This is a genomic window from Streptomyces sp. NBC_00190, assembly GCF_036203305.1.
In the GTDB taxonomy this organism is placed as follows: domain Bacteria; phylum Actinomycetota; class Actinomycetes; order Streptomycetales; family Streptomycetaceae; genus Streptomyces.
The window spans coordinates 5,248,342-5,263,010 of the sequence record NZ_CP108131.1 but is presented as its reverse complement, the minus strand read 5'-3'; the positions used below and the strand labels follow the sequence as shown (position 1 = coordinate 5,263,010).

Annotated in this window: 17 protein-coding genes and 1 pseudogene; 10 read left to right on the top strand and 8 right to left on the bottom strand. The window is 72.4% G+C overall.

What is annotated here, in order from left to right; translation table 11 throughout:
* The first annotated feature begins 135 nt into the window (after positions 1–135).
* The 4 genes from OG429_RS25555 (at position 136) to OG429_RS25540 (ending at position 2,485) form a co-directional block, all read left to right on the top strand.
* Positions 136–1,098, top strand: coding sequence for a zinc-binding dehydrogenase (locus OG429_RS25555; RefSeq protein ID WP_328927591.1), 963 nt, complete (start codon positions 136–138; stop codon positions 1,096–1,098).
* Between the two features lie 50 nt (positions 1,099–1,148).
* A complete protein-coding gene (locus tag OG429_RS25550; RefSeq protein WP_328927590.1) occupies positions 1,149–1,358 on the top strand; it encodes a helix-turn-helix domain-containing protein in 210 nt (69 codons plus the stop codon).
* A complete protein-coding gene (locus tag OG429_RS25545; protein WP_328927589.1) occupies positions 1,358–1,918 on the top strand; it encodes a Clp protease N-terminal domain-containing protein in 561 nt (186 codons plus the stop codon). Before OG429_RS25550 ends, OG429_RS25545 begins: the two co-directional genes overlap by 1 nt.
* Before the next feature lie 168 nt (positions 1,919–2,086).
* Positions 2,087–2,485 (top strand): hypothetical protein, encoded by a 399-nt coding sequence (locus OG429_RS25540; protein WP_328927588.1) that lies wholly within the window; start codon positions 2,087–2,089, stop codon positions 2,483–2,485.
* A gap of 130 nt (positions 2,486–2,615) precedes the next feature.
* On the opposite strand, the gene OG429_RS25535 is transcribed toward OG429_RS25540, so the two are convergent.
* Positions 2,616–3,503: a PadR family transcriptional regulator gene (locus OG429_RS25535; RefSeq protein WP_328927587.1), complete on the bottom strand. Its 888-nt coding sequence runs from the start codon at positions 3,501–3,503 to the stop codon at positions 2,616–2,618.
* Position 3,504: 1 nt separating this feature from the next.
* Complete coding sequence (locus OG429_RS25530; protein WP_328927586.1) at positions 3,505–4,425, bottom strand: DUF4097 family beta strand repeat-containing protein; 921 nt, start codon at positions 4,423–4,425, stop codon at positions 3,505–3,507.
* 154 nt (positions 4,426–4,579) lie between these two features.
* Here OG429_RS25530 and OG429_RS25525 point away from each other — a divergent pair, with 154 nt between their 5' ends.
* Positions 4,580–5,383 (top strand): hypothetical protein, encoded by an 804-nt coding sequence (locus OG429_RS25525; protein ID WP_328930417.1) that lies wholly within the window; start codon positions 4,580–4,582, stop codon positions 5,381–5,383.
* Positions 5,384–5,401: 18 nt separating this feature from the next.
* Here OG429_RS25525 and OG429_RS25520 read toward each other — a convergent pair whose 3' ends face one another.
* Complete coding sequence (locus OG429_RS25520) at positions 5,402–6,337, bottom strand: LysR family transcriptional regulator (protein ID WP_328927585.1); 936 nt, start codon at positions 6,335–6,337, stop codon at positions 5,402–5,404.
* 210 nt (positions 6,338–6,547) lie between these two features.
* On the opposite strand from OG429_RS25520, the gene snpA reads away from it, so the two are divergent.
* Complete coding sequence (snpA, locus tag OG429_RS25515; RefSeq protein WP_328927584.1) at positions 6,548–7,204, top strand: snapalysin; 657 nt, start codon at positions 6,548–6,550, stop codon at positions 7,202–7,204.
* A gap of 255 nt (positions 7,205–7,459) precedes the next feature.
* Here snpA and OG429_RS25510 read toward each other — a convergent pair whose 3' ends face one another.
* From OG429_RS25510 to OG429_RS25495, 4 genes are all read right to left on the bottom strand, one after another.
* On the bottom strand, positions 7,460–8,044 hold the full coding sequence (locus OG429_RS25510; protein ID WP_328927583.1) for a dihydrofolate reductase family protein: 585 nt from the start codon (positions 8,042–8,044) through the stop codon (positions 7,460–7,462).
* Between the two features lie 97 nt (positions 8,045–8,141).
* On the bottom strand, positions 8,142–8,753 hold the full coding sequence (locus OG429_RS25505) for a GNAT family N-acetyltransferase (protein WP_328927582.1): 612 nt from the start codon (positions 8,751–8,753) through the stop codon (positions 8,142–8,144).
* A gap of 124 nt (positions 8,754–8,877) precedes the next feature.
* Positions 8,878–9,930, bottom strand: a complete 1,053-nt coding sequence (locus tag OG429_RS25500) for a family 2 encapsulin nanocompartment cargo protein polyprenyl transferase (RefSeq protein ID WP_328930416.1) — start codon at positions 9,928–9,930, stop codon at positions 8,878–8,880.
* On the bottom strand, positions 9,927–11,333 hold the full coding sequence (locus tag OG429_RS25495; protein ID WP_328927581.1) for a family 2B encapsulin nanocompartment shell protein: 1,407 nt from the start codon (positions 11,331–11,333) through the stop codon (positions 9,927–9,929). The genes OG429_RS25500 and OG429_RS25495 overlap by 4 nt, the downstream gene beginning before the upstream one ends.
* A 227-nt stretch (positions 11,334–11,560) precedes the next feature.
* Between OG429_RS25495 and OG429_RS25490 the strand changes: the two genes are divergently transcribed.
* The 3 genes from OG429_RS25490 (at position 11,561) to OG429_RS25480 (ending at position 14,058) form a co-directional block, all read left to right on the top strand.
* On the top strand, positions 11,561–12,016 hold the full coding sequence (locus OG429_RS25490; RefSeq protein ID WP_328927580.1) for an RrF2 family transcriptional regulator: 456 nt from the start codon (positions 11,561–11,563) through the stop codon (positions 12,014–12,016).
* Between the two features lie 147 nt (positions 12,017–12,163).
* Positions 12,164–13,360, top strand: a complete 1,197-nt coding sequence (locus tag OG429_RS25485; protein WP_328927579.1) for a globin domain-containing protein — start codon at positions 12,164–12,166, stop codon at positions 13,358–13,360.
* A 107-nt stretch (positions 13,361–13,467) separates the two neighbouring features.
* Positions 13,468–14,058 (top strand): N-acetylmuramoyl-L-alanine amidase, encoded by a 591-nt coding sequence (locus tag OG429_RS25480; RefSeq protein WP_328927578.1) that lies wholly within the window; start codon positions 13,468–13,470, stop codon positions 14,056–14,058.
* An 83-nt stretch (positions 14,059–14,141) separates the two neighbouring features.
* Here OG429_RS25480 and OG429_RS25475 read toward each other — a convergent pair.
* Positions 14,142–14,486: pseudogene (locus OG429_RS25475) on the bottom strand (NUDIX hydrolase); the annotation flags it as partial.
* A gap of 27 nt (positions 14,487–14,513) precedes the next feature.
* Here OG429_RS25475 and OG429_RS41490 point away from each other — a divergent pair.
* A complete protein-coding gene (locus tag OG429_RS41490; RefSeq protein WP_443051315.1) occupies positions 14,514–14,594 on the top strand; it encodes a hypothetical protein in 81 nt (26 codons plus the stop codon).
* The last annotated feature ends 75 nt before the right edge of the window (positions 14,595–14,669 follow it).

Genomic DNA, 14,669 nt, shown 5'->3' with positions numbered 1-14,669 from the left:
CGGGCAGGGGCCCGGCCGGAGTGATCCGGCCGGGCCCTTCCTTGTGACGCCCCCTCGGCCCGGTGCGACGAAGGCCTCACCGCCGGGGTCCCGGGAAGGCTGGAACCCTGCGCTACCGAGCGGTAGCGTCGCGGCATGTTCGCTGCCTACGCCGCCCGAATCGACCGTGACCACCCCCTGAACGGCCTTGAGCTGGGCGAGCGCCCGGCCCCCGAGGTCCGGCCCGGCTGGGTGACCGTGAACGTCAAGGCCGCCTCCCTCAACCACCACGACCTGTGGTCGCTGCGCGGGGTCGGCCTCGGCCAGGAAAGACTCCCGATGATCCTCGGCTGCGACGCCGCCGGGATCGACCAGGACGGCAACGAGGTCGTCCTGCACTCCGTGATCGGCCAGAGCGGCCACGGGGTCGGCCCGGACGAGCCCCGCTCGATCCTGACCGAGCGCTACCAGGGGACCTTCGCCGAGCAGGTGACCGTCCCCGCCTGGAACGTCCTGCGCAAGCCCGCCGAGCTCTCGTTCGAGGAAGCCGCCTGCCTGCCGACGGCCTGGCTGACGGCGTACCGGATGCTGTTCACCAACGCCGGGGTCCGCCCCGGCGACTCCGTCCTCGTACAAGGCGCCGGCGGCGGGGTCGCGACCGCGGCCATCGTCCTCGGCAAGGCGGCCGGCCTGCGCGTCTTCGCCACCAGCCGGGACGAGGCCAAGCGCAAGCGGGCCGTGGAGCTGGGCGCCGTGGAGGCGTACGAGCCGGGCGCGCGGCTGCCGCAGCGGGTGGACGCGGTGATCGAGACGGTGGGCGCGGCCACCTGGTCGCACTCGGTGAAGTCCCTGCGCCCGGGCGGCACGCTGGTCATCTCCGGCGCCACGAGCGGCGACCGCCCGGCGCACGCCGAGCTGACCCGGATCTTCTTCCTGGAGCTGAAGGTGGTCGGCTCGACGATGGGCTCGAAGGACGAGCTGGAGGACCTGCTGTCGTTCTGCGCGACCACCGGGGTCCGGCCGGTCATCGACGAGGTGCTGCCGCTGGAGCGGGCGCGCGAGGGCTTCGAGAAGCTCGCGTCGGGCGACCTCTTCGGGAAGATCGTGCTCAACCCGTAGGCGTCAACGATGGTTGACACTCCTCCCTGCGTCAACCTACATTGACACGCATGACGGAAGCTACCGATCTCGCCGAGCGGGCCGGTGACCGCGACCCGCGTGTGGGCCTGCGTGCCGTGGCCGCCCTCCGCAGACTGCTGGAGCAGCTGGAGGCCGTACAGGTACGCAGTGCCCGCACGCAGGGGTGGTCCTGGCAGGAGATCGCGGCCGAGCTGGGCGTCAGCCGGCAGGCCGTGCACAAGAAGTACGGGAGGCTTTGATGTTCGAACGCTTTACGAGCGAGGCCCGCGAGACCGTGACGGGCGCGGTCGCCGAGGCCCGGCGCGCCGGGTCCGCCACCGTCGGCGAGGAGCACCTGCTGCTCGCCCTGCTCGCCCAAGGGGCTCTGGATCCCCTGGGCGTGGACCGCGAGGCAGTGGCCGCGGACCTCGCCGCGGCCCGCCGGCGCGGCGGGATGTCCAAGGGCGACGAGGAGGCGCTGGCCGGGCTCGGCATCGACCTCTCGCAGATCGTCTCCCGGGTCGAGGAGACCCATGGCGAGGGCGCCCTGTCCTCGGCGGCTCCCCGGCGGCGGACGCTGGGGGCCTCGCTCCGCTCGGCCCTCGGCCGCCCGGAGCCGGACAACCGGCACGTCCCCTTCACCCAGGGCTCGAAGAAGGTCCTGGAACAGTCCCTGCGCATCACCCTGGGGCGGGGGGACCGTCACATCGCCGCCCTGCACCTGCTGTTGGCCCTGCTCTCCCGCCCCGGCACGGTCTCCGAGGTCCTGACGGACCACGGAGTCACCTACGGGACGGCCGAGACGGGCCTGGCCGCCTGACGGCAGCTCCACGGGCACCTGACCGACGCCCCTGACGCCGTCAAGCCCCGAGTTGTCGGGACGTGCCGCGGCGGGTCCCTTCAGGCCCACTGGACGTGCAGGCCCCACCGGGAGAACCCGAGGCGGGGCAGCACACAGAAGGCCCCTCGGCACCGAAAGGAAAGGACCATGATCCACAACATCCGCAACGACACCAGGCCCCGGCGGCGGAGTTCCCGCATGGTGATGGCCGCCGCCGCGACCGCGCTGATCTCCGGGGGCGTCATCCTTCCGGCATCCGCCGCGACGCCGTCCTTGAGTCACTCCACGGCCGCGACCGTCGTCACCAACGACGGCGCCGACCCCGGCGACGACGGGCTCTTCGGCGGTGGTGGCGGCGCCGCCGGTGACGCCACCACCGCCGGTAAGGCCGATGACAGCCTCCGCGCCCCCCACGGCGGTGGCGACGTCATCACCGACAACGTCAACGCCGGTCACAACGACGACAGCCTCTTCCGACGCTGGGACACGCCGAACTGGGATACCTGGGGACTTGATGAGCAGGCCGTCGACGAGGAGGAATTCTGAGCACTCCGGGCCGGCGGCCCGGAGGGTCCGCCACCTTCCGGGCCACAACGGCCCCGAACTACCGGGCTCACAGGCCGCTGGAAGCCCGCCCTCGGCCCCTGGCAGTCGTGCTCCGGCCGGACCCGCCGCCCTAAGGCCTGGCCCGCAGGGTCTGCGTCAGCCGGGCGGCAGCGGCGGCGAGATCGTTGCGCGCCTCGGCCAGCTGGGCCGCGGACACACCGTGGTCGCGCGCCGCGTCGCGGACATCGTCACGGAAGCGGTCCAGAAGCCGGTCCAGGTCGCGGGCCGCGTCGCCCGAGGGCGTCAGGTCCTCGGCCCAGTCCGTGTCGACCACCAGGGGCGTACCGGACGCGGCGGGTCCGGTCGGCGTGGAGCCGCCGAGCCAGGCTTCGGCCAGACTGCCCAGCACACCACCCGACTTGGCGAACTGCTCCTGGAGCTGGCCCGCTATGCGCTGGACCTCCTCGCGCGCCCGCTCCTGGGCCTCCTTGGCCTGACGGCGGGCCTGCTGGGCCTCCTCGCGGGCCCGGCGGCTCTCGTCCTTCGCCCGCCTCGCCTGCTCCTTCCACTCCTGACGCGCCTTGCGCAGCTCCTCCTTGGCCGCCTTCCAGGACTCGTCCTCGACCCGGGTCGCCGACGCGGAGGCCGCCGCCCGCATCTCGCGCCGCAGATCACCCGCCGCGCCCCGGACGTCGTCGCGGATCTCGGCGGCCAGTTCGGTGACCGAGTCGCGGATCTCCAGCTCCAGGTCGGCGAGTTCACCGCTGCGGTCGGCCAGTTCGGCCCGGCCCGCCTCGGTGATCGAGTACACCTTGCGCCCGCCCTCGGTCGCGTACGTGACCAGGCCCTCGGCCTCCAGCTTGGCCAGGCGCGGGTACACCGTGCCCGCGGACGGCGCGTACAGGCCCTGGAAGCGCTCCTCCAGCAGGCGGATCACCTCGTACCCGTGGCGCGGCGCCTCGTCCAGCAGCTTGAGGAGGTAGAGGCGGAGGCGGCCGTGGGCGAAGACGGGCGGCATGTCAGAGCACCTTCTTGTCGAGCAGGGGGGCTTCGGCTTCGGCCTGCGGGCGGCGCAGCAGCGCGATCCCGCCCGAGACCGTGGTGGCGCGCAGGGTACCGGTGCCGGAGCCGAGGGTTCCGGTGATCCGCTTGGAGCCCAGCTGGCCGGAGACCCGCAGGTCCTCGAAGGCGTTGGAGACGCCGCCGGTGGTGGTGTTGGCCTCCACGCGGGCGTCGGCGGGGTGCGGCAGCCGGATGGCCACCTGGCCGGAGACGGAGTTCAGCGCGATGTCCACCGGCCGCGGGGCCGACGGGTCGAGGTCGAGGTCGATGAGCATGTCCCCGCTGACCGAGTCGGCCCGCAGGCTCACGCCCGCGCCGTCGACCACCGTCAGGCCGCCGGACACCGAGTGGAAGCCGAGGTCGCCGGTGACGGACTGGGCCTCGACACTGCCGGAGACCGTGTGCGCCTTGACCCGGCCCGACAGCCCGACCAGCGTGGCGTCGCCGGAGACGCCGTTGACGTCGGTGCCCCCGGAGATCCCGGAGACGAAGGCGGTGGCGTGGACCGTGGCCAGCTGCACCTGGGTGGCGGCGGGGACGGTCAGGGTGAGGGCGGCGCTGCGCTCCCACACCTTGCGGCCGGAGGCGGAACCGGACCAGGCCTTCCACGGCTTGGCCTCCCACCACTCCTTGAAGCCCTGGAATCCATTCCAGGGCAGGTCCTCGTAGGAGACGGTGAGGGTGCCGCCGTCCTGCACCACATACAGGGGCGGCCCATCCACCTCGGTCACCTCCAGGCGGGCCGGGCCGTCCTCGGCGGCGACCACGTTGACCGTGCCGCTCACGAGCCGGACGCGGAGCTCGGTCACCGGCTGCTCGAAGGCGAGCTTCTGCGGGTCGGCGATGTGCCACGTCGACTGCGACGTCTGCTCTGCCATGGGGCTGATCCTCCTCGTGCGCTGACGGACGGGTCTCGACGCACGCAACATATCGCGTCTTCTGAGTAACACGATATATCGCGGTCGAGTGAAGTCAAGCGTGCTGCTGAAATCTCCGATATGGGATGGTTTGCCTTAGCGTGTGGGCATGCCCATCTCCCGGACCACTACCGGCGGACTGCTGCTCTGCCGGGCCGAACCCCTCGCGGCCCGTCCCGCCGCGCACCTGCTCCGCGTCCGCCTGCTGCTCGCCCCGGCGGGCGGGTGGAGCGTGCTCGTGCCCGACGTCCAGCCGTGGCTGGGCGGCGAGGAGACCGTGCCGGAGGTGCTGTCCGGCTGGGGTGCGGCGGTCGCGGTCGGCGTCAACTGGCCCGTGCTGAGCGTGTGGTGGGAGGACGGCCGGACCGGCTTCGCCCTGTCGAGCGGCTTCCGGCGCACCGCCGTCTACGAGTGGGACGAGCGCGGCCGACCGTCGGGCGAGCCGGACGCCATGCGGAACCTGTCCGCGCGGCTCGGCCTGGACCCCGTACTCGACCTGGAGGAACTGGAGCGGCTCACCCGGCCCGACCCGGCCGCGGACGGTACGGCCCGCCTCCTCGGCCTGATCGCCCTGCTGGCCCGCGCGGGGCTGGCGCTGCCCCCGGGGCTCGGCCCCGGCGAAGGGGCCGACCGGCTCCGGGAGGCGGCGCGCGTCGCGCCCGGCGCCGAGACGGTGGAGTGGTCCGGATGGCGCGACGCGGTGCGGGCGGAGCTCGACGTGGTGGAGGAGGGCCCGCTGGGCCCGTGGGTGCGCGGCCCGAAGGCCCGGCTGCTGGGCGCGGCCCAGGTCGCGGCGGGCGCACCGCTGCTGGTGTGGGCGGCGCACCGGCGCAGCCCGGGGTGGGCCGCGGCGGGCGCGGTCCTGGTGGCCCAGGGTGCGCTGTCCCTGGCGTACGACCGGGTCCGCACGCCGCACTGACCCGATCCGGCGCCCGCGTTACGCCGCTTCGAGCAACGGGCTCGCGTGGTGGCGCAGCCACGCCCGGTACGGCGGCGTCCGCATGGCCGCCTCGCGGTACGCGGCGCGGAGGTCCTCGTAGACCTCCGCGTGCGCGCCGGGCCGGGTCGCCAGGAGCAGCCGTACGGCGAGCGGGTCACCCGACAGCGGCCGGATCGCCATGTCCTCGCGCGGGCCGGAGGTCGGCTGACAGGGGGCCACCGCCTCGCCGGAGACGATCAGCGAGGTCGCCGTGTGGTAGTCCGCGTGCAGCACCGGCGGGTCCAGCCCGGCCCCCGCGAAGACCCGTCGCAGCCCGTCCCATTCGCCGTCGACCGACGGGTCCACCATCCAGCGGTCCGCGGCCAGGTCCCGTAAGGACACCACCGACTGCCGGGCGGCCGGATGGTCCCGGGACATCGACACGAACTGCGGCTCCCGTTCCATCAGCACGTGCAGCTGCAGTCCGGCCGGCACCCGCAGCGGGCTGCCCTCCACCTCGTGCACGAAGGCCACGTCCAGCTGGCCTGAATCCACCATCCGCAGCAGCGCGTTGGCGGACACGTCCACCACCAGCGAGGTCTCGGTGTCGGGCATCCGCCGGTGGATCCGCCGGAGCCAGCCCGGCAGCGCACGGCTGGCCGTGGAGCCGATCCGCAGCCGCGGCCCGCGGGCCAGCGCCCGGGCCTCCGCCACCAGCGCGGCCATCTCGGCGAGCAGCGGACGGGCCCGGCCCAGCACGGTGCGGCCGAAAGGCGTGGGCCGGCAGCCGGTCCGTTCCCGCAGGAACAGCTCGCCGTCCAGGGCGCGTTCGATGCGGCGCAGCTGCGTCGTCAGGGAGGGCTGGCTCACGCCGAGCTGCCGGGCGGCCTTGTGCAGGCTTCCGGCGTCGGCGATGGCGCACAGCGCGCGCAGGTGCCTGACCTCAAGCTCCATGCCCCGAGAGTAGGCCGCGGCCCGTGGGCCGCACCAGTCACCGATAGCCCCCCGAATCCCGCCATTCTCATACTAGTTGATCTGTCGAAATCTTCCCGATAGGCCCGTGCTATCGCAGAGTGACATCATCCGCCGGGCACTTCCGCTCCCGCAGACTCCGGTCACGAACGACCACCCCCCACCGCACCGGACGAGTAGGAGCTCCCCCACATGCGCCACTCCCGTAAGGCCGTTCTGGCCACCACCATCGGCCTCGGCCTGGCCGCCGCCCTCGGCGTCGCCCCCACCGCCACCGCCGCCACCGCCCCCGCCGGCACTCCCGCGAGCTACGCGGCGTACACGAACTCGCAGGAGAACCAGGCCGCCAACCAGGCCTTCTTCGAGGCAGTGCAGCGCTCGGTCGCCGAGCAGCGCGCCGCGAACCCGGCCGCCCTGGCCGTGACCGTCACCTACAACACCCGCAACGCGCCGAGCTTCCGCAGCCAGATAGCCCGCTCCACGCAGATCTGGAACAGCTCGGTGAGCAACGTCAAGCTGCAGGAGGTGTCCTCCGGCGGGAACTTCTCGTACCGCGAGGGCAACGACTCGCGCGGTTCGTACGCGAGCACGGACGGGCACGGCCGGGGGTACATCTTCCTCGACTACCGGCAGAACCAGCAGTACAACTCCACCCGGGTGACCGCCCACGAGACGGGTCACGTCCTGGGCCTGCCGGACCACTACTCGGGCCCGTGCAGCGAGCTGATGTCGGGTGGCGGCCCGGGCACCTCGTGCCAGAACGCGACCCCGAACAGCACCGAGCGGGCGCGCGTCAACCAGCTCTGGGCCAACGGCCTCGTCGCCTCCGGGATGGGGACGAAGGGCTGACCGGGTTCAACCGGGTCAACCCCCAGGGGGAACGCACTCCGGACACTCCGGGTTCCGACAGGGACCCCGGACCCATTCCGGGATGAAGATCCCCAGGGACTTGCGTCGCCTGAGCACCGTGTCCACGGGGCTCCCGCAGGCCGGGCACACCTGCTGCTCGTGCCCGGCCTGCGGAGCGACCGTCCCGTGCTCGTGCTGTTCCCGCTGTTCACCGGCCATACCTCCACGGTAGGCCGGTTTCGCGCGTTCGGCGGGTCAGCGCGTGACGCTGTACGAGGTGACGACCTGGCCGCCGCCGAGGGCCTTGACCCCGGTGAGCTCCAGGGGGCGCACGCCGAAGCCCGCCCGCGACATCGGCATCCCGGTGCCCACGAAGAACGGGTACGTCTTGACGACGAACTCGTCGATCTCGTCGATCAGCTGGGCGGCCAGGTCCGCCCCGCCGCACAGCCAGATCCCGAGCCCCTCCTGGGCCTTGAGCTCACGGACCCGGGCCGCCACGTCCCCGCTGATCAGCCGGACCTGCGGGTCCGGCGGGGTGGTGAGGGAGCGCGAGACGACGTACTGCTCGGGCAGGTGGCCGTACGGGCTGGTGACGCCGGCCTTGACGCCCGGCTCGTAGGTCCCCCGCCCCATGAGCACCGCGTCGAAGCGCTTCGGCTCGGCGTCCTCGATCCCGAGCTGGGCGCGCCCCTGGGCGGCGATCGTCTCCGGGTACTCGGCCTTGAGGAATTCGATGAACTCCGGGTCGAGGCGGCTGTAGAAGAAATCGCCGTCACCGTCCGGGGCCCCGATGAACCCGTCGACCGACGTGGCGATGAAGTACGTGAGCTTGCGCAAGCGATTCTCTTCCGTTCGACTGGGGGCACCTCCCAGCGGTAGCTGGGGGCGCCACCGCTTCGGAGGCACGTCGCATAAAGTACTTCAGGTGAAGTGGTTACGCAACGGGATGCGCGACCCCGTCCGGCTTGCGCCACATCGGCCACATCAGCGGTCCGTCGGGCAGCTGCACCGGCGACCCCGTGTGCGCGAATCCGAGCCGTTCGTAGAGCCGGCCGCTGCGCTCGCTGCTCGCCTCCAGGTACGCCGGCACACCCTCCCGGTCGCAGCGCTCCAGCACCGGGCGGATCAGTTCGCCGCCCAGCCCTTCCCCCTGCCGGTCCGGGGTGACCGCGATCATCAGCAGGTACTCGTGCTCCTCGGCCATCGGGTGCACCGCGCCCGTGAGGCGGCCCACCAGCTCGCAGCGCTCGTTGTCCGGGTCGGCCACCGCCCGCATCTTCGCCGGGACCTCGTCCTCGCCCTCCGGCTCGCCCGCCGGGATCCGCAGCCACAGCGCGGCGGCCGAACCGTCCACGGCGTAGTCGATCCGCCCCTCGGCCAGCGCCACGTCCACGAAGACGCCGAGGAACTTGCCGTGCACCGCGGCCCGGTGGTCCGGGTCCGGGAAGACCCAGCTGCTCACCGGGTCGGTGCGGAAGGCCTCGTCGAGGAGGCGCGCCACCGCGTCCCGGTCCGACTGATCCGCCTGGCGTATCTCCAGCGCCACTGGTCACACCCTTCACTCACGTGTCAACAACCGTGAGCGATCCTAGAGTTGGGGCGGAAACGCGGTAAGGCCCGTTCCGGCACCATCCGGTGCCGGAACAGGCCTCTCCCGTGCCCCTGCGCGATCACCGCGTACGGCGCGTCACGAACTCCGCGAGCGCCAGCAGCCCGCCCGCCGCCCCGAGGTCCGGTACGGCCCGGGACAGCTGCTGCACGGCCCGGCCCATCCGGTCCGCGGCATGGGCCTGCGCCCAGTCCCGCCCGCCGGCCCGGTCCACCGCGTCGGCCGCCCTGTGCACGTCGTCCCCGGTCATGGGACCCCCGTACAGGACCGCCAGCTCCTCCCCCGCCGCGGTGCCCGAGGTGAGGGCGGCCACGACCGGCAGGGACTTCTTGCGGGCGAGCAGATCGGCCCCGGCGGGCTTGCCGGTGTGCCCCGGATCGCCCCAGATGCCGATCAGGTCGTCGATCAGCTGGAAGGCCAGGCCGGCCTCCCGCCCGAAGGCGTCCATCGCGTCGGCCTCGTCCGGCCCGGCGCCCGCGTACAGCGCACCCAGCGCACAGGCGCAGCCCAGCAGGGCCCCGGTCTTGGCCGTCGCCATGGTCAGGCACTCGTCGAGCGAGACGTACGGGCGCTGCTCGAAGGCGCAGTCCGCCCGCTGGCCCGCGCACAGCTCGATGACGCAGGCCGCGAGCCGGGCCGCGGCCGCCGCCGCGGCCGGGTGCGGGTCCTCCGCGAGCAGCCGCTGCGCGAGCGCCATCATGGCGTCGCCGGTGATGATCGCGTCCGGTATCCCGAAGACGGTCCAGGCGGTGGCCCGGCCGCGGCGCCGGGCGTCCTTGTCGATGACGTCGTCGTGCAGCAGCGTGAAGTTGTGCGCCAGCTCCACGGCGACCGCCGCCCGGACGATGCCGTCCACGGGTCCGCCCGGCCCCCGCAGGGCCTGGGCCGCGGCCAGCACCAAGGCGGGCCGGATGGCCTTCCCGGTGTTGCCCGTCGCCGGGGTGCCGTCCGCGTGTTCCCAGCCGAAGTGGTACATCGCGACGCGCCGCATCGAACCGGGCAGACTCTCGACGGCCCGGCGCAGTTCCGGGTTGACCGTTTCTCTTGTCCGCTCCAGCAGGGCCGCGGCCTCCTGGCCCTCACCGGTCGCCAGGGCGGCGTCCACCGCGCTCAGCGCCAGCGGCCGATCTCGACGTTCTCCAGTACGCCGAGCGCGTCCGGCACCAGCACCGCGGCGGAGAAGTAGGCGGTGACCAGGTAGGAGATGATCGCCTGCTCGCTGATCCCCATGAAGCGGACCGACAGGCTCGGCTCGATCTCGTCCGGGATGCCGGGCTGGTGCAGGCCGATCACGCCCTGCTCGTCCTCGCCGGTACGCATGCACAGGATCGACGTGGTGCGGGCGTCGCTGATCGGGATCTTGTTGCTCGGGAACATCGGCACCCCGCGCCAGGCCGGCACCCGGGTGCCGCCGATGTCCACCGACTCCGGGTACAGCCCGCGCTTGTTGCACTCGCGGCCGAAGGCGGCGATGGCCTTGGGGTGGGCGAGGAAGAACTTGGAGCCGCGCCTCATGCTGAGCAGCTGGTCCATGTCGTCGGGGCTGGGCGCGCCGTCGTGCGGCTGGATGCGCTGGTCGTAGTCGGCGTTGTGGAGGAGGCCGAAGTCGCGGTTGTTGAGCATCTCGTGCTCCTGGCGCTCGCGCAGCGCCTCGACCGTGAGCCGCAACTGCTGCTCGGTCTGGTTCATCGGCTGGTTGTAGAGGTCGGCGACGCGCGTGTGCACCCGCAGGACCGTTTGTGCAATGGAGAGTTCGTACTCGCGCGGGCGGGCCTCGTAGTCCACGAAGGTGCCGGGGAGCACGGCCTCGCCCTGGTGGCCGGCGGAGAGCTCGATCGCGGCCTCGCCGTACGTGTTGGCGTGCCGGGCGGGCTGCGTCGTCACGTTCCCCACGTGCTCGCGCAGCGAGTCGACGCGATCGGCGAGCAGCTGGAAGTCCTGCCGGGACAGGACGAGCGCGGTGCCGGAGGTGGCGGCGCGGGCGGTGTACTCCCAGATCGCCGCCTCGTCGACGAGGGAGTACTCGCCGAAGTGGGCGCCGTCGGCGACGGTCCCGAGGACGGCGTCCTCGCCGTAGGGGCCCGGGCCGATCTGGTCGATGCGGCCGTGGGCGAGCAGGAACACCTGGTCGCAGGGGCTGCCGAAGGAGGTCAGCTCCTGGCCGGGCTCGAAGTCGATCTGCCGGAAGCGCTGGGCGAGTTCGCCGAGGACGTCGAGGTCCTCGTAGTCGCGCAGCAGGCGGAGCTCACCGAGCTCGGCCGGGATCACCTGGACCCGGGTCCCGGTCTTGATGAACTCCACGCGTCCGTCGCCGACCGTGTAGCTCAGCCGGCGGTTGACGCGGTACGTGCCGCCCTGCACCGAGACCCACGGCAGCGTCTTCAGCAGCCACCGCGAGGTGATCTCCTGCATCTGCGGCGCGGACTTGGTCGTGGTTGCCAAGTTCCGCGCGGCCGATGTCCCGAGACTGCGCTGCGGAGCCTGGGCCTCGGACTCGGAACCTGCCTGGACCGACATGTATTTCCCTTTCGATCACTCCATGGATCTGCAGGGTGCAGCCTTCCGGCACGGAACCTGGTGGGCCCATTACACAAAAGGGTGGGACTACTCCCTCCGGGGACGGGGCACCCTCTCGGGTCGACCTGTTCCCCGCGAGCCCCCCTGGACCCACCGCTTTCAGCCACGCACGCGATCGCGCGCCGGTTTAATTTGCAGGCAGGATGCAAGTTTTCTAGGGTGGGCGCATGCGCCTGACCCGATTCACCGACGTCGCCCTGCGCGTCCTGATGCGCCTGGCGGTCCTGGAGACGGACCTCCCGACCACCCGCGAGGTGGCGGCGACCATGGAGGTCCCGTACACCCACACCGCCAAGGTGGTCGCCAGGCTGCAGCACCTCGGCTTGGTCGAGGCGCGCCGCGGCCGCGGCGGCGGGCTCACCCTGACCCCCGCCGGTCGCGCCGCCTCGGTCGGCGGGGTGGTGCGCGAACTGGAGGGCGCGGGCGACGTCGTGGACTGCGACGGCACCACGCCCTGCCCGCTGCGCAGCGCCTGCGTGCTGCGCGGCGCGCTGCGCCGGGCCCAGGAGGCCTTCTTCGCCACCCTGGACCCGCTGACGGTGAACGACCTGGTGGCGGCCCCGACGGGTCCACTGCTGCTGGGCATCTCGGGCGGCGCACCGAGGAGGGCCGAAGGGCCCTGACACCCGGGCCGAATGGCCGATACGCACCCGTCCCGGGCCCGCCTAGCCTGACCCGGACGGAAAGTTCGAACAGAAGTCCGCCCTTCAATGGGCGGCCGACCCTGCCCAATAATACGCATGTTAAATGCCAATTAACGAGGAGACCTGATGCTGTCCGAGAAGTCCACCGCGACCGTACGAGCCACCCTGCCCGCCGTGGGTGCTGCGATCGGCGACATCACGGAGCTCTTCTACACGAAGCTGTTCGCGGCCCACCCGGAACTCCTGCGCGACCTCTTCAACCGGGGCAACCAGAACGTCGGCCTCCAGAAGCAGGCCCTCGCCGGATCCATCGCCGCCTTCGCCACCCGCCTCGTCGCCCGGCCGGACACCCGCCCCGACGTGATGCTGGGCCGCATAGCCCACAAGCACGCCTCCCTCGGCGTCACCCGCGAGCAGTACCAGGTCGTCCACCGGCACCTCTTCGAGGCGATCGCCGAGATCCTCGGCGAGGCCGTCACCCCCGAGGTCGCGGCCGCCTGGGACGAGGTCTACTGGCTGATGGCGGGCGCCCTCATCGCCATCGAGGAGCGCCTGTACGCCGAGCAGCGGGTCGTCGCCGGAGACGTGTGGCGCGAGTGGACGGTCACCGGCCGGACGGAGGAGACCGCCGACTGCACCACCTTCCGCATCGCCCCGGCCGACGGCGCCCCGGCTCCGGCGTACCTGCCCGGCCAGTACGTCTCGGTCCAGGTCGAACTCCCGGACGGCGCCCGGCAGATCCGCCAGTACAGCCTCTCCACCGCCCCCGGCTCCCCGGTCCGCGCGATCACGGTCAAGCGGGTCCACGGTCCGGCCGCGGCCGGACCGGACGGCGAGGTCTCCAACCACCTGCACGCCCGGGTCCACGTCGGCGACATCCTGAGGGTCTCGGCGCCCTACGGCGACCTGGTCCTGCGGGACTCCGCCGCCCCGGTGCTGCTCGCCTCGGCCGGCATCGGCTGCACCCCGATGCTCTCGATGCTGGAGCACCTGGCCGACACCGGGCACGCCGCCCCGGTGACCGTCCTGCACGCCGACCGCTCCCCGGCCGACCACCCGCTGCGGGCCGACCACCGGGCCCTGACGCACAAGCTGGCCGACGCCTCGGCCCGGTTCTGGTACGAGGAAGCGGCGGAGCCGGGCGACGGCGAGGGCTTGATCGACCTCTCGGCGGTCCCGGTCGCCCCCGGCACCCAGGCCTACCTGTGCGGGCCGCTCCCCTTCATGCGGTCCGTGCGCGAGCAGCTGATCGCCAGGGGCGTGCCCGCCTCCGACATCCACTACGAGGTGTTCGGCCCGGACCTGTGGCTGGCATCCGCCTGACAGCTGGCCGGATAACGCCCTAGCCCCGGAAGAGCCGCCTCCGCTAAACCGGAGTGTAACGAGACACACACATAACGTGTCCGTCACGCACTGTAAAGGAGGCGGCCATGGCCGCACCCATGTCCGCGGACCGATTCATCAGCGCATTGCGGCACGAGGGTCTGACCGTCGTCGAGGTCGGCGCCTGGCGCACCCACAACCGCAACCACAAGGGCCCCTGGGGGCCGGTGCACGGGGTGATGATCCACCACACCGTCACGCACGGCACCCCGTACACCGTCCAGCTCTGCCGCGACGGCTACTCCGCCCTGCCGGGCCCGCTCTGCCACGGCGTGATCGCCAAGGACGGCCGCGTCCACCTGGTCGGCTACGGCCGCGCCAACCACGCGGGCGCCGGGGACCCCGACGTCCTGGCGGCGGTGATCGCGGAGAAGCGGCTCCCGCCCGACAACGAGGCGACCACCGACGGCAACCGCCACTTCTACGGCTTCGAGTGCGAGAACCTCGGCGACGGCAAGGACCCCTGGCCGGCGGTCCAGCTCGACGCGATCACCCGCGCGGCGGCGGCCGTCTGCCGGGTCCACGGCTGGACGGCCCCCTCGGTGATCGGCCACCTCGAATGGCAGCCGGGCAAGATCGACCCCAAGGGCTTCACGATGAAGTCCCTGCGCGAACGCGTGGCCGAACGCCTCAAGTAGCCCGGCCCGCGCTCCGCCTCCCCAGCCCCGCGCGAGGCGGCGGAGCGCGGCTACGACGGCTGCGCCCGGCCGGCAGCGCGTGGTTAGCCGAGGTACGGCGCGGGACGGTGCTCCAAGAAGTGTTGGAGGCGCAGTCGTTGGGTGTGGTGCATGGGCAGCCCGTCGAGGTCTGCCGGTGCCACGAACCGCAGTTCCGTGCTCTCGTCGGAGAGCGACAGTTCTCCGCCCGTGATACTGGCCGTGAAGCAGACGTTGAACTGCCGCCTGACCTCGCCGTCGGTGTACTCGATGATGTGCCGGGGGTCCGTGTACGTGCCGACCAGTCCCGTGATCTCCACGTCGAGCCCGGTCTCCTCCTTGACCTCACGGACGGCCGTGCCGGGCAGCGAGTCGCCCAGGTCCATCCCTCCGCCGGGCAGCGCCCACACGAGCAGGCGGACGCGCAGGACTGGGCGCTGCGCCACGCCGGGCGGACGGGGCACGACCTGTTCAGGCGGGTGTTCACGGATCACGCGCGCGTCACCCGCGAGGCATAGGCCCCGGCCCGCCGGGCGACGGCGATCGGGACAGTCCAGCGCGTCGGCTCCGGCCCCGTTCACACCACCCGAATG